12 protein-coding genes are annotated in these 13,969 nt (G+C 54.7%); 10 read left to right on the forward strand and 2 right to left on the reverse strand.

Annotated features, from left to right (window positions below; all coding sequences use genetic code 11):
• Positions 1–90 precede the first annotated feature (90 nt).
• Positions 91–972 (reverse strand): LysR family transcriptional regulator, encoded by an 882-nt coding sequence (locus ACPF9B_RS02505; protein WP_007205562.1) that lies wholly within the window; start codon positions 970–972, stop codon positions 91–93.
• Between the two features lie 95 nt (positions 973–1,067).
• Here ACPF9B_RS02505 and ACPF9B_RS02510 point away from each other — a divergent pair, with 95 nt between their 5' ends.
• The 3 genes from ACPF9B_RS02510 to ACPF9B_RS02520 are packed head-to-tail and all read left to right on the forward strand — an operon-like array spanning position 1,068 to position 4,311.
• Complete coding sequence (locus ACPF9B_RS02510) at positions 1,068–2,126, forward strand: sodium-dependent bicarbonate transport family permease (RefSeq protein WP_007205561.1); 1,059 nt, start codon at positions 1,068–1,070, stop codon at positions 2,124–2,126.
• Between the two features lie 5 nt (positions 2,127–2,131).
• A complete protein-coding gene (locus ACPF9B_RS02515) occupies positions 2,132–2,419 on the forward strand; it encodes a hypothetical protein (protein ID WP_424179006.1) in 288 nt (95 codons plus the stop codon).
• A gap of 41 nt (positions 2,420–2,460) precedes the next feature.
• Positions 2,461–4,311 (forward strand): dihydroxy-acid dehydratase, encoded by a 1,851-nt coding sequence (locus tag ACPF9B_RS02520; RefSeq protein ID WP_424179008.1) that lies wholly within the window; start codon positions 2,461–2,463, stop codon positions 4,309–4,311.
• Between the two features lie 364 nt (positions 4,312–4,675).
• Here ACPF9B_RS02520 and ACPF9B_RS02525 read toward each other — a convergent pair whose 3' ends face one another.
• Entirely contained in the window at positions 4,676–5,155 is a 480-nt protein-coding gene (locus ACPF9B_RS02525) for a hypothetical protein (protein WP_424179010.1), read from the reverse strand.
• Positions 5,156–5,413: 258 nt separating this feature from the next.
• On the opposite strand from ACPF9B_RS02525, the gene ACPF9B_RS02530 reads away from it, so the two are divergent.
• From ACPF9B_RS02530 to ACPF9B_RS02560, 7 genes are all read left to right on the forward strand, one after another.
• On the forward strand, positions 5,414–5,902 hold the full coding sequence (locus ACPF9B_RS02530) for a helix-turn-helix transcriptional regulator (protein ID WP_424179012.1): 489 nt from the start codon (positions 5,414–5,416) through the stop codon (positions 5,900–5,902).
• A 217-nt stretch (positions 5,903–6,119) separates the two neighbouring features.
• On the forward strand, positions 6,120–6,611 hold the full coding sequence (locus tag ACPF9B_RS02535; RefSeq protein ID WP_213394381.1) for an Lrp/AsnC family transcriptional regulator: 492 nt from the start codon (positions 6,120–6,122) through the stop codon (positions 6,609–6,611).
• Positions 6,612–6,775: 164 nt separating this feature from the next.
• Positions 6,776–7,915: a glycine cleavage T C-terminal barrel domain-containing protein gene (locus ACPF9B_RS02540; RefSeq protein WP_007205555.1), complete on the forward strand. Its 1,140-nt coding sequence runs from the start codon at positions 6,776–6,778 to the stop codon at positions 7,913–7,915.
• A 24-nt stretch (positions 7,916–7,939) separates the two neighbouring features.
• The gene (locus tag ACPF9B_RS02545; RefSeq protein ID WP_424179014.1) at positions 7,940–8,389 is read left to right on the forward strand and encodes an OsmC family protein; all 450 of its coding nucleotides are present in this window, start codon (positions 7,940–7,942) and stop codon (positions 8,387–8,389) included.
• Positions 8,390–8,410: 21 nt separating this feature from the next.
• Entirely contained in the window at positions 8,411–9,211 is an 801-nt protein-coding gene (locus tag ACPF9B_RS02550) for an enoyl-CoA hydratase (RefSeq protein WP_424179016.1), read from the forward strand.
• Positions 9,212–9,214: 3 nt separating this feature from the next.
• Complete coding sequence (locus tag ACPF9B_RS02555) at positions 9,215–10,873, forward strand: acyl-CoA synthetase (RefSeq protein WP_424179018.1); 1,659 nt, start codon at positions 9,215–9,217, stop codon at positions 10,871–10,873.
• Positions 10,874–11,318: 445 nt separating this feature from the next.
• On the forward strand, positions 11,319–13,472 hold the full coding sequence (locus tag ACPF9B_RS02560; RefSeq protein ID WP_424179020.1) for an esterase-like activity of phytase family protein: 2,154 nt from the start codon (positions 11,319–11,321) through the stop codon (positions 13,470–13,472).
• Positions 13,473–13,969: the final 497 nt, after the last annotated feature.

Genomic DNA, 13,969 nt, shown 5'->3' on the forward strand with positions numbered 1-13,969 from the left:
GATGGCATTCGCGAAACGCGGATGAGTGTCGTCACGACCAGCTGGCACGTCAGCATCACGCGTCGCTGACAGCGGTGCCAGCCATCACGCCTAGGCCACGCCAGCCAGGCCACGCAACAGTCCGGCCAGCGCGGGGTGCGGAAACTTGCGCGGCAATGTGACGGCGAAAAATGGCTCTGTTATGCCAAGATCAAATGGGGCGGTGGCCAACATCCCGCTGGCCAGCTCATCAGCCACGACCACGGTGGGGGCGATAGCAAGACCCAAACCTGCGCGGGCCAGCAGCCGCACCATCGCCATATCATCGACATGGGCAACGATGCGCGGCTGCACACCAAGGGCTGTGACCAGATTTTCAAATCCTGTGCGGATCACATCCTCTGTCGGCAGGATTAGCGGTTCTTGGGCCAGAAGATCGGCAAGGCTGGCATGGTGCAGGTGATCTGGCCGACCATGCAGGCGAACAGGTTGTTCAGCAATCTTTTGCGCGGCCAGCACCAGACCTTCGCCCGTGGGCGGAACCTGCGTTGTCAGTACGACATCAAGCGCAAGGTTTTCCAAATCGGCCAGCAAAGGCCGCAAGCTGCCCGATTTGAGCGAAAATGCGCAGGCACCTGGCTTTAGCAAAGGGGCAAGGAATTGCAGCTGGAAATTGCGCGACAAGGTCGAGAGCGCACCGATCCGCAACGGTGGATCACTGGGGCCACTTTGCGCGAGGGCGGCCAGCAATTCATCGCCGGTCGAGAAAATCCGTTCGGCATGGTCAAGTGCGATGCGCCCGGCCTCTGTCAGCACCAGTTTGCGGCCGACCCGGTCGAACAGGTCAAAGCCCAGCCGTTCCTCAAGTTGCTTGATCTGCACCGAAAGCGCGGATTGCGCGATATTCAGACGGTCGGCAGCCTGCCCGAGGTGACCTTCGCGGGCGACCTCGTGAAAATAGCGCAGGTGGTGATAGTTCAGGCGGTTAATCATTCTGTATTATAGAATGAATACATAGCAAAGATATATTTTTATTTCAAATCCTCTGGCTTTAGCTCTGCCCCAAGCGCCACAAAGGAGATTCCGCCATGGATGTTATCTGGACGATCATCAGCAGCTTTCTGGAACAATTACAAAAACCGACCCTGTCCTTTCTGATCGCAGGGATGGTGCTGGCAGCGCTTGGCAGCAAGTTTGAAATACCCGCGCCGGTCTATCAGTTCATCGTGATCCTGCTTTTGTTGAAGGTTGGGCTGGGCGCGGGGATCGCGATCCGCGAGGCCGAACCGATGACGCTGATCGTACCTGCTTTGGGGGCGGTCGTTGTCGGGGTGCTGATCGTCTGGCTGGGCGGTTTGACACTGGCGCGGTTGCGTGGGGTGTCGCAGGTTGACGGTCTTGCAACGGCGGGGTTGTTCGGGGCGGTATCGGCATCGACGCTTGCGGCGGGCATGGTGATGCTGGATGACAGCGGCCAGGAATATGAGGCGTATATCGGCGCGCTTTACCCGTTCATGGACATAGCGGCACTGGTGACGGCGATCCTGCTGGCGCGTCTGGCAGCAGCGCGCAACAGCGGTCTGGCGGTGCAGGGCGGTGGCGCATTGGCGCTGCACGCGGGCCAAGGCGGGGTGGCCGTAGAGCAGGGGTCGCTGGTACGTCACATCCTTGTGGATACCTGCCGCAGCCCTGCGATTTCGGCAATGCTTGCGGGGCTGGCCATCGGGTTTCTGGCGCGGCCTGATGTGGTCTATCACAGTTTCTACGAACCCCTGTTCCGGGGGCTGTTGTCGATCCTGATGATGATCATGGGAATGGAGGCATGGAGCCGCCTGTCCGCGTTGCGCAAGGTTGCCCATGTTTATGTTTTTTACGGTCTGACCGCACCTTTGATCCATGGGTTCATCGGTTTTGGGGTCGGGATGGCCGCTCATCATCTAACAGGGTTTTCTGCAGGTGGTGTTGTGCTTCTTGCTGTCATGGCGTCATCAAGCTCTGATATATCGGGGCCACCAACACTGCGTGCAGCCCTACCAGAAGCAAATTCCTCTGCTTATGTCGGCACATCGACCGCATTGGGCACACCCACCGCGATCCTGTTGATCCCACTTTGGATTGCATTGGCAGAGCTGGTGATTTCAGGATGAAGCCGATGCGCAACGGAACATGCGGCATGTTTCCCAAGGCCGCTGGATCGGCGGCTTTGCATCGCAAAGGTCAAGCGAGTGAAAAGACTTTGGCAGCACAGGGGTATTGGTCGCCGTTCGACACGCCTTTGGCAATCTCAGGTTCGGAGCATTCAATGGGCAAGCAGCAGCATCAATGCCGACCGTCGTGCAAAGCCAGCGGGCATCATGCCGCAGCAGAACTTGATGGTGGTGGTCAGTTTCAAGCTTTACGTTTAAATAAATTATACTTTGATTCACTTATTGTGCGCTGACGGTTGAATCCCTCAGCATAAAAAACTGGAAAGAGGCCGCATTGACCAACCCAAACGCAGTTCTGATTGATCGTCACCCCGGGCGATCCACCCAAACACTTGGCCTTGCCAAAGAGATCGGCACTGATCCAGCTCTTATTCATGAGCCTTCGGTAGGCGTCGTTGGGACCAAAGGCGATAGCCAATGCTATCTGGGGGTTGCGGCCAAGGTCGAGGCGATCCACGAAGCCTTTCGGTCACGGATCGGAACGGGGCCAGATCAGCTCCGGTTCAGGTTGGTTCAGCCAGAATTCACCATCGCGACATCAGATGGCATGCGCAATGGCACACCGGAAATGCGCTACTCGCTGATCGGACGTGAAGTCACCCAAGACGCTTTGTGCGAACATTTCAGCGCGACCGGACTGGCAGGCACCATTGCGGTTGTTGCATGCGATAAACCACCTGTCGGCACGCTTGCAGCGATGCTTGAACATAACCTGCCGTCGATCATCATGTCTGATGGTCCAATTCATCCCGGTGTTGATCCCAAAACCGGTGAAAAGCTGGATATCGTTACCGCTTTCCAGGCAGCAGGGCATCCAGACCCTGAATATCGCCATCACATCGCCTGTCATGCGTGCCCCGGGTTTGGCAGCTGTGGCGGTATGTTCACATACAACACCATGCAAACGTTTATTGGTGTGCTTGGGATGCAGCCTTTGCACATGGTGGCACCACCGTCCGATGATGCACGCCGGTTGACAGAGTTCCCTGATGAACTGGTCACATTGCTTGCCAAGATGATCGAAACGGATCTGAGGCCCCGCGATATCGTTGGACGAGATTCCTTGCGCAATGCAACGATTGTCGCGATGGCGATCGGCGGGTCAACGAACGCGCTGTTGCACGCGCCAGAGATTGCCCGCGCCGCAGGCTTTGCCGAATTTTGGAAAGACATCATGACGCCGGAGGAGTTTAATCACCTGTCGCAACATGTTGTTCCGGTCCTGACCAATGCACGGCCTTATGGCAAATATTCCATGGTCGATATTGATCAGGTCGGCGGTGTGCAGGTTATCGTGCGCGAATTGCTAGAAGCGGGTCTGCTGAACGGCGAAACAATGACCTGTACAGGCGAAACATTGGCTGAACAGGTCGCCCGTCTTGGCGCAAAACAGGCCGATGGCGATGTCATTTATTCCGTAAAAGCACCTTTCAAGCCGACAGGTGGTCTACGGATGCTTGGCGGTAACCTGTCACCTGACTTTTCAGCTATCCTGAAGCTGGCTGGCGTCGAAGGTGGACTGGAAAACAACCTGTTCCGCGGCAAGGCTCGTGTGTTTGACGGTCAGCAATCCCTGTTGGATCTGTTGGACCAGACCCCCGAGGTGTTGCAGGACAACGACATGATCATTGTCCGATATGAAGGCCCAAGCGGCGCACCGGGGATGCCTGAAATGCTGGATCCGACTGCACGCATTACAACATTGTGCCGCGAGCGCGGTATTGTTGTCGCACTGATGACGGATGCACGGTTTTCTGGCGGTTCGATTGGTCTGGTGATCGGCCATGTGGGGCCTGAAGCCGCGCTCGGCGGACCGATTGCTTTTGTCGAGAATGGCGATGAAATTCTGGTTGATCTCAATATTAATCAGATCAACTGCACGCCATTGAATGACCCGGACATTCTCGCTGCGCGCAAGCGCGCTTGGGATGATGCCGTCGCAAGCAATGGCGGGTTTCACCCCAGTTTGCCTGCCGCTGACACACGGTTGTTGCAACGCGCACGGCATATGGCGGTCCCGGCGATCAACGGGGCGGGTTTGCACCCGCATCGCACTGTCTGGGTCCGCAATCCCCGTGACGCCACGCCATCCGGCTTTACCCCACATAACAAGTTTCGGACCTGAGACATCCGGTATTTTCACAGGTGCCGGCATTGTCTTGGCCACTGAGCTGAAGCAGCCCGATATTATCGAACGGGCCAAGACATCTGGATCGAGCATGGCTGTTGCGATGGCCATGATCGCACCCGCCGCCTGCGTTTCACAATCGGCCTGATGTGTGAAAAGCCCGTGCATGTTACGCACGGATCGCAGGTGACGGGTGATTTGGAAATTTGTATTCTGTCAGAGACCAACGTTTTTCATTGATGTGATGGTCTCTGACAAACACGAAGCAAGCGATTCAGGCAGCGATGACCGCGCGGATGGGTTCGCCACGATCACCTTCCGTAAGGTTTTTGGCTACCGGAAAGCGCTGGCCGTTTAGAAATCAGTCATCGTCACGATCGTCATTCCGGTCATCATCAGAATCGTCATTCCGGTCATCGTCATGATCATCATTCCCGTCGTCATTCCGATCGTCATCGCGGCCATCATAGCGGTCGTCATTCTGGTCGTCGCCGCGGTCATCATCACGATTATTATCGTCGTTATCATCGCGATCTTCTCTGACATTGCTGTTTCGCCGAGCAATCTCGCGAATATTGTCTTCATATTCGGCCTGGCTTTCAGTTTCAGATCGTTGGCTGACAACAGAACCGTCAGCGTTGGACAGTCTAACTTCCAGCTTGCTGAAACTCGGTCCATAGGCTTCAATTTCAGTGCGTAGAAAGCCGCGCGACACCTCGAAATGTGTATAGCCTTGGGCAAACAATTCTTGAATCTTAGCATCCACAAAGTCTTGTGCAATCGCTGGGCTTGCCATCATCGCGAATGAAAATAGGGCGGAGGTCATTTTCAGTTTCGTCATTTTCGATCCCTTTACGTCGGATGTTGGATTCATTGTTCACGCCGAACCGTCTGCTATCTGTCAACTCAGGCTTGGCGATGGGGCTAAGATGATCGAAGCTAGGATACGTTCCTATTGGACGTAGGCTTGCATTGGGCCTGCTTTGCCAACATAAACTAAAGTCATACAAAGCAGAAAAGGCCCAAAAAATTGGACATAATGCCCAGATCGCCGATGTCAGGCCGCCGGGCTGCAAGACGGCGGGAGGTTTTTCTGGGGATGGCAGTTCTTCTGTCCTGCATGGCGTTCTTTGGGTTTGATGTGGTTGCCGATGTAGCAACGCATCGCCTTGCGGGCGCGTCTTTTGCATCGGTAGAATTGGTTCACCTGATCTTTGAAACCGTTGCGGTATTTGGGCTGGGATATGCGGTGATCACGCTCCGGCAGTATTTGCGCCTTCTGCAAGGAGAGGCAGAATCGAGCAAGGAAACGATCCACATGCTGCGCGGAAACTTCGACGAAGTCTTGCGCGACAAATTCAAAGAATGGAGCCTGACTGCGGCGGAACGTGATGTCACTTTGCTCATCATTCGCGGTCTTAGCGTCGCGGACATTGCCGCCGCTCGGAATACCGCAGAAGGGACCATCAAGGCACAGTCGACTTCGATTTTCCGCAAGATCGGGGTTGGATCCAAGACGGAACTGATGAGTGTGATCATCGATGAGTTTCTTGATACAAGTTATCACGATAGTATGAGCGCGCAATAATACCATCGCCCCTTCGCAGAGTATCTAGTGGCGCGCTGCCGTGCGCGCCTTTGACCTCTGGATCCAGCGGATCATAATGATTTTCCAGTGACGCTTGTCTGTTGGGCGTTAAAACGTTGATATTTGTCGTAAAACGGGCCTTTTATCAACATGGTCAAGGTTACGATAGCGCAAGAAACGCAATCTTCCCTTTGCCGAGAACGTATGGACACCTGAAATGAAACGACTTGCACTTGATGCAGCAGACATCCGCATTCTCGGTGCGCTTCAAAAACACGGACAATTGAGCAAGGCTCGGTTGGCCGAGATTTGCAGCCTTTCGGCGACGCCTTGCTTGGCGCGGCTAAGTCGGTTGAAGGCGGCGGGATACATCCGTGGCTATCATGCCGACATTGCGCTGGGACAGCTGGCTGATTTCGCAAAGGTCATCGTGACTGTTTCTCTCAGCCGCCACAGGAAGGCCGACTTTGATCGCTTTGAGGCGTTCATAACCAGTCGCGATGAGATTATTGATTGCATCGCCACGGGTGGCGGGGTCGATTATATCATGGAAGTGATCAGCCCAAGTCTGTCGGCATTTCAAAGTCTTATGGAAGAGTTCCTGGCCGAAGATCTCGGCATTGACCGCTACATGACCTATTTTGCCACGCGGCAGGTAAAGTCCGGCATGCCGAACATTGCAAAGCTGGCCGCTGGCAACAGCAAATAGGCGTTTCGGTCCGATCGGACCTGTTTGGCATGTAAAAACGGCCTGCCCAGACTGCGCATTTGAAGTTTTCAGACCACTTTTATTGGGCGTCTCAGACAAGATCACGTCAGAATTTTGGTCGTTTGTGGTCGGGGGATCATGAACAAAAAGGGAGAATGTTCCACATGCAAGCAGACGATTTCGGTTTCGGCACACAGATCCGCAAGTCACCCTATTTCGATGCAACGTTGCGTTGGGGCGCCAAAGGCTTTTCGGTCTATAACCACATGTATATCCCCCGCGATTTCGGGGACGCGGAGCAGAATTTTTGGAACCTCGTGAACGACGCAATTCTGTGTGATGTCGCTGTCGAGCGTCAGGTCGAAATCACCGGTCCGGATGCGGCGCAATTCACCCAGATGCTGACTTGTCGTGACTTGTCCAAGATGGCGGTGGGCCAGTGTAAATACATCCTGATCACAAACGCTGACGGCGGCATCCTGAATGACCCGATCCTGCTGCGCCTCGCGGAAAACCATTTCTGGATTTCACTCGCTGACAGCGACATCCTATTGTGGGCACAAGGGGTTGCCATTCACTCTGGGCTGAACGTTACCATCCGCGAACCAGACGTTTCGCCGCTTCAACTGCAAGGCCCAAAGTCGGGTGAAATCATGAAAGCCTTGTTCGGCGAAGACATTCTGGACCTGCGCTATTATTGGCTGCGCGAGGTTGAATTGAACGGTATTCCACTGGTCGTGTCCCGGACCGGTTGGTCGAGCGAGTTGGGTTATGAAATCTACCTGCGTGATGGCGCCAAGGGCGATCTTTTGTGGGAAACCATCATGGCCGCAGGTATGGAATTCGGGCTTAAGCCCGGCCACACGTCGTCCATTCGTCGGATCGAAGGTGGAATGCTGTCGTATCACGCTGACGCTGACATGACGACCAATCCGTTCGAGCTGGGCTTTGATCGGCTGGTCAATCTTGACATGGAGGCTGACTTCATCGGCAAAGCTGCTCTGCGGCGCATCAAGGACGAAGGCGTCAGCCGCAAACAGATTGGCCTGATTATTGATGGTGATCCCCTTGCCGGCCCCAATACGACGTTTTGGGCAATCAACCTTGGGGGCGACACGATCGGCAAGGTTACATCGGCCGTTTATTCCCCACGTCTGAAGCAGAACATCGCTTTGGCGATGGTGTCAGCGGAACACGCAAATATTGGGGCGGTGGTCGAAGTCGTCACTCATTCCGGGCCTACCATTGCAACGATCTGCGAGCGTCCATTCTACGACCCCAAAAAACAGATCGCAGCGGCATAAGGTATCGTCAGAAAGAACATCGAAATGTCACATCTTGCGATAACGTTGCATTGGCACCGCGCGGGTCCCGTATTGCGCACCGGTGTGTATTCGAACGAACACACGGTTCAATATAACAGCCGCTTTGATCTTCCGGTGGACGCGGCCCCTGATTGGGGCGGCGATCCCGCAAATACCAACCCCGAACAAGCCCTCGCCTCGGCGCTGTCAAGTTGTCACATGATGACGTTTTTGGCGCTGGCGGCAAAACTAGACTGGCCTGTCGCAAGCTATCACGATTACGCCGAAGCACATCTTGGCAAGAACGCCAAAGGGCAGATGTCCGTGGTGCGGATCGACCTCAACCCTGTGGTGCGGTTTGACACCGGCTTTACCGTCAGCGCAGAGGACTTGGCCCAGATGCAAGACCGCGCGCATCGCTACTGTTTTATCGCCAATACATTGGCTGACAATGTCGAAATCAACATTCATTGAAATCCCAAAAGGATGAGCGTCATGTTAACATCTGATATCCTGCTGGCCGATTTAGACGTGCATGGTATTTTGCGTCTGACCTTGAACGATCAGGGCCGTCGCAATGCTTTGTCCGAGGCGATGTTGACCACATTACGCGTGGCGTTCGAACAAGCCAGTGCTGACCCAGCGGTTCGTGTCATTGTGCTGGCCGCCACAGGCCCTGCGTTTTGTGCAGGGCATGATCTGAAAGAAATGACAGCCGGTCGTGCAAGCGATGACGGTGGCAAAACCTATTTTGCACATGTCATGTCCCTGTGTGCCAGCGTCATGCAAGGCATTGTGACCTGTTCCAAACCCGTGATCGCCGAAGTGAGAGGCGTGGCCACGGCGGCAGGATGCCAGCTGGTGGCAAGTTGTGATTTGGCCATCGCTGCAGACACGGCGCAATTCAGCACGCCGGGGGTGCATATTGGTCTGTTCTGTTCGACCCCGATGGTCGCCCTGTCGCGGTCTGTTGCCAGCAAACATGCGATGGAGATGTTGTTGACGGGTGATATGGTGTCAGCCACGCGGGCGGCGGAAATCGGCCTTGTCAATCGCGTGGTGGTACCCGATGCATTGCATGATGCGACGATGCAGATCGCACTCAAAATTGCGTCAAAGTCGAGCATGACGCTCGCAACCGGCAAGCGCGCCTATTATGCACAGCGTGAAATGACGCTGGGTGATGCGTATGATTATGCGTCTGGTGTGATGGTTGAGAACATGCTGGCCCAAGATGCACATGAAGGCATTAGCGCCTTTATCGAAAAACGTAAGCCTGAATGGCAGGACGCCTGATTTATGACTACAAACCCCTACAATATTGATCTGGACCGTAATCTGGCGAACCATCTTCCGCTGACGCCGCTGACATTTTTAGATCGGGCTGCATCCGTTTTCCCTGACCACATCGCGATTGTGCATGGCGCGTTGCGGCGCAATTATGCAGAATTTTACACGCGGTCCCGGCAGTTGGCATCCGCTTTGGCACAGAATGGGATCGGGCGTGGCGATACGGTGTCTGTTGTGCTGGCCAACACACCGGCGATGCTCGAATGCCATTACGGCGTGCCGATGTCGGGCGGAGTTCTACATTCTGTTAACACACGCCTTGATGCGTCAGTGATCGCGTTCCAGCTTGACCATGCCATGTCCAAGGTGGTGATCGTCGATCGCGAGTTTATGCCGTTGATTGAAAAAGCCTTGGCGCTGGCCAATGTGACACCACGCGTGATCCAATACGACGACCCTGAATTTTCGGGACCAGCGACTGCGACAGAGGCGCAGGATTACAACGCCTTCCTATCGACTGGTGACCCCGATTTCGATTGGCTGATGCCGCTTGATGAATGGGACGCGATTGCCATCAACTATACATCAGGCACGACGGGCGATCCCAAGGGCGTCGTGTCGCATCACCGTGGTGCGTATTTGCTGGCGCAGGGCAATGCGTTGACCACGTCAATGGCGAAACATGCGGTCTATCTATGGACCCTGCCTATGTTCCACTGCAACGGGTGGTGCTTTCCGTGGACCCTGTCAGCGATCGTCGGCACCCATGTTTGTCTGCGTCAAGTCCGGCCGGAACCGATCTGGGCAGCGCTTGCCGACGAGGGGGTCACACATCTGTGTGGCGCCCCCATTGTCATGTCTTTGATTATTTCTGCCCATCAGGCGGAAAAACGGACATTTGACCATCAGGTGCAGTTCTTTACCGCGGCGGCGCCTCCGCCAGAAAAGCTGTTGGCGGATATGAAAACTGCGGGCTTTGATGTGACGCATCTGTATGGGCTGACAGAAACCTATGGGCCAGCCGTGGTGAACGACTGGCACCATGAGTGGTCCGATCTGCCGCTTGCGGAACAAGCCACGCTAAAGTCGCGCCAAGGGGTGCGCTATCTGCCGCTCGAAGGTCTTGACGTGCTGGACCCTGAAACGATGCTGCCTGTCCCTCGGGATGGCGAGACTATGGGTGAGGTGATGTTTCGCGGCAATGTTGTGATGAAGGGATATTTCCGCAATCCAAAAGCCACGCAGCAAGCCTTTGCAGGCGGCTGGTTTCACTCCGGTGATCTGGGCGTGCGGTATCCCGATGGCTATATCCAGCTCAAGGACCGCTCCAAGGACATCATCATTTCAGGCGGTGAAAACATTTCTTCGATCGAGGTGGAAGAAGCTCTTTATCGCCATCCTGCGGTCAAGACCGCCGCCGTGGTTGCAATGCCGCATGAAAAATGGGGTGAAACGCCCTGCGCCTTTGTAGAGCTATCGACAGGGGCCGACGTGGATGCCGCCACATTGCGGGCCTGGTGCAAGGATTGGCTTGCGCCCTACAAGGTGCCAAGCATCGTTGTTTTCATGGAAATTCCCCGCACATCGACCGGCAAGATACAAAAATACATGCTGCGCGAACACGCAAAGACCCTTGCAGAACAGAACAATGAAACGAAAAGCTGCTGACGCGGCTGTTTTGATCCGTTTGATCTGACATCATCGCGTTGAGCCGCGTGACGGAAAAGTGCGGTGATTGCCGCAACATTTGTTTGCGCGCAACAATCGTGAAGACACCAGAGTGTATTCGCAAACGAAACTCCGGCACAAACCGTGTTTGCAAATCGTTGCGTGATGCGGGCCTTCAATCAGCCTGGCAAGGATTGGATTGTGCAATCCACCAGGCAATTGTTCAACACCGGATCCATATCAATCATCTTCACTGGGCGGCGTGCCACCATGACGCTTGATCACCTCGGTCAGGCTGTAAGACTGCTTTGACGGCCAGCAGTCTTTTGCCGCAGACGCCGCGCCGAAATGGTCTGCGTCATAAATTGGTGATCCGCCTGTTGCGGTGGGTTCACATAAATCAGGTAATTTGAGTGGTATTTACTTGTTAGGTAGGAAAATAAAGATGTCTAGAAGGCTTTCATTGATCACATCTGCCCTTGCATTGGCTGCTGGCACAGCAAGCGCACAAGATATGGCGTTCAATCGCATCGCTTCTTTTGCGACGATGCTGAACAATGCCGACAACATGGCGGAAAGTTCGTCCGAGATTATTTCGGCCTCTGACGATGGCATGACTATTGTCTATTCTGATAGCCCATTAGGCGTGATTGGCTTGATCGACATTGCCGACCCCGCCAATCCCCAGCCCAAAGGCAATATCGACATGGGCGGCGAGCCGACGGCGGTGTCGGTTATTGGCAATACAGCCTATGTTGGCGTGAACACCTCGGAAAGTTATACTGCGCCGTCTGGCGTGCTCAAGGCCGTGGATCTTGCGACCGGTGCGATTATCGCTGAATGCGATCTGGGTGGCCAGCCTGACAGCACAGCCGCGGCCAAGGACGGCAGCTTTATCGCGGTTGCGATCGAAAATGAACGTGACGAAGACGCCGGCGATGGCCGCGTTGGCCAGATGCCAGCGGGCTTTCTGACCATGATTGATGTGGTCGATGGCACGCTGGATTGCGCAACTTTGCGCCGGACCGACCTGACCGGCCTGGCCGAGATCGGCGCGGCCGATCCAGAACCGGAATTCACCGATATCAACGCCCTTGGCGAGGTTGCTGTGACCTTGCAGGAAAACAACCATATCGCCATCGTCGCCGCTGATGGCACGCTGCTGAACCATTTCAGCGCAGGCACAGTTGATCTTGAAGGGATCGACGCGACTGACGAACGCGCTGCCCTGATATTTACACAAAGCGTGCAAGATGTGCCGCGCGAACCCGATGCTGTGCAGTGGATCGATGACAACCACATCGCCATCGCCAACGAAGGCGACATGGACGGCGGCACACGCGGTTTCACAGTGTTCCACAAAGATGGCACGCTGGTTTACGACAGTGGCATATCGTTCGAATATGCTGCGGTCGCGGCGGGCCACTATCCCGACAAAAGGTCGGACGCAAAAGGTGTCGAGCCTGAAGGCATGGAAATCGCGACATTCGGCGACACACCTTTTATGTTCCTGCTAGCAGAGCGCGCGTCACTTGTCGGTGTTTATGACATGACCGAGCCTGCAAACCCGGTGTTGACACAATTGCTGCCTTCGGGGATCTCGCCTGAAGGGGCGGTTGCGATACCTGCGCGTAATTTGCTGGTCACAGCGAATGAACTCGATTTGGTCGAAGACGGTGGCGCGCGGTCGCATGTCATGATTTTCGAATATCAGGCGGCACCAGCTGCCTATCCGACGCTGACGTCTGCCGGTGCGGATGAACTGATCGGCTGGGGTGCGATTTCGGGTATGGTCGCTGGCGAAAATGGCATCGTTTATGCGGTCAACGACAGCTTTTATGGCTTTCAGCCACAGATTTTCACTATCGACACAACGCAGGTACCTGCACGGATCACCGCAGCACTGGATATTACACGCGGTGGTGTCCCGGCACAGAAACTGGACATCGAAGGCATCACAACTGATGGCGAAGGTGGGTTTTGGCTGGCCTCAGAAGGGCGCACGGACCGGATGATCCCGCATGGGCTTTATCATGTGAAAGCTGATGGTGAGATCGAGAAGGAAATTGCATTTCCTGCCGAACTTTTGGCCGTTGAAACACGTTTTGGTGCCGAAGGTATTACACAAGTCGGCAACACGCTGTGGATCGCGCTTCAGCGTAATTGGAAGGATGATATGGGTAACGACGCAAAACTGGTGTCTTACAACCTTGAAACCGAAGAATGGGGCGCGGTCACCTATCCGGTAGATGATACCGAAAACGGCTGGATCGGGCTGTCTGAAATCACCGCGCACGGTGATTATGTCTACCTGATCGAACGCGACAACCAGATTGGTGCGCAGGCGGCAGTCAAACAGATCACCCGCGTTGCTGTGAACGAGTTGGTTCCCGCCGCCTTGGGTGGCACGCTGCCCGTCGTTACCAAAGAGGTGGTCCGCGACCTGATCCCTGATCTGGCGACCTACAATGGCTACATCGTGGACAAGGTCGAAGGATTGGCAATCTTTCCAGACGGCACCGCTTGGGTATCAACCGATAACGATGGCGTCGATGATAGTTCTGGCGAAACGTTCTTCTGGTCGGTCGACTTAAACTGAGTGTCTCTTCGCGCTGCTTTGCGGGGCCCTTTCGGGGGCCCCCAATATGATTGTGACGCCGCCAAAGGCCCGCTGTCAGACGCAATCCGAGAATGTGATTTTGTTTTTGCGTCTTTGGTCGGGATCAATCAGCTGTGCCTGAATGGCTAGTGGTTGTGATACTGATCGACCCAGACCATGATTTTTCATTCTGTTGTGGCGGAGTGATCCGGTTGATGCCTTCCGCAATAACGGGTCTTCGACGTATCATGCGAAGGTAGGGGTGGCAGTGTCCTGACCTGAATTAAACGCGCTTTCCTTGGCTAATGAAGGAAACGCATCGCCCCCAAAACACCGATTATGATCATGTTGGCATAAAGCAATACCAATGGATACAGAGGGTCAGCGCGCCAACATTCTTATCTGGAAAAAACAAAATATCAATTGTGCCACTTAGATTATACATCACGGCCATCATGGTTGCGAACCGAAATGAATAACTAAAGGACAAACGTATA

It is taken from the genome of Yoonia sp. TsM2_T14_4 (assembly GCF_049602355.1).
Taxonomy (GTDB): domain Bacteria; phylum Pseudomonadota; class Alphaproteobacteria; order Rhodobacterales; family Rhodobacteraceae; genus Yoonia; species Yoonia vestfoldensis_A.

What these genes read in the sequence shown, in the direction of transcription:
- ACPF9B_RS02525 (WP_424179010.1), bottom strand. Translation starts at nt 5,155, where the DNA reads ATGACGAAACTGAAAATGACCTCCGCCCTATTTTCATTCGCGATGATG.
- ACPF9B_RS02535 (WP_213394381.1), top strand. Translation starts at nt 6,120, where the DNA reads ATGAAACGACTTGCACTTGATGCAGCAGACATCCGCATTCTCGGTGCG.
- ACPF9B_RS02540 (WP_007205555.1), top strand. Translation starts at nt 6,776, where the DNA reads ATGCAAGCAGACGATTTCGGTTTCGGCACACAGATCCGCAAGTCACCC.
- ACPF9B_RS02560 (WP_424179020.1), top strand. Translation starts at nt 11,319, where the DNA reads ATGTCTAGAAGGCTTTCATTGATCACATCTGCCCTTGCATTGGCTGCT.
- ACPF9B_RS02510 (WP_007205561.1), top strand. Translation starts at nt 1,068, where the DNA reads ATGGATGTTATCTGGACGATCATCAGCAGCTTTCTGGAACAATTACAA.
- ACPF9B_RS02545 (WP_424179014.1), top strand. Translation starts at nt 7,940, where the DNA reads ATGTCACATCTTGCGATAACGTTGCATTGGCACCGCGCGGGTCCCGTA.
- ACPF9B_RS02505 (WP_007205562.1), bottom strand. Translation starts at nt 972, where the DNA reads ATGATTAACCGCCTGAACTATCACCACCTGCGCTATTTTCACGAGGTC.
- ACPF9B_RS02555 (WP_424179018.1), top strand. Translation starts at nt 9,215, where the DNA reads ATGACTACAAACCCCTACAATATTGATCTGGACCGTAATCTGGCGAAC.
- ACPF9B_RS02550 (WP_424179016.1), top strand. Translation starts at nt 8,411, where the DNA reads ATGTTAACATCTGATATCCTGCTGGCCGATTTAGACGTGCATGGTATT.
- ACPF9B_RS02515 (WP_424179006.1), top strand. Translation starts at nt 2,132, where the DNA reads ATGCGCAACGGAACATGCGGCATGTTTCCCAAGGCCGCTGGATCGGCG.
- ACPF9B_RS02530 (WP_424179012.1), top strand. Translation starts at nt 5,414, where the DNA reads ATGGCAGTTCTTCTGTCCTGCATGGCGTTCTTTGGGTTTGATGTGGTT.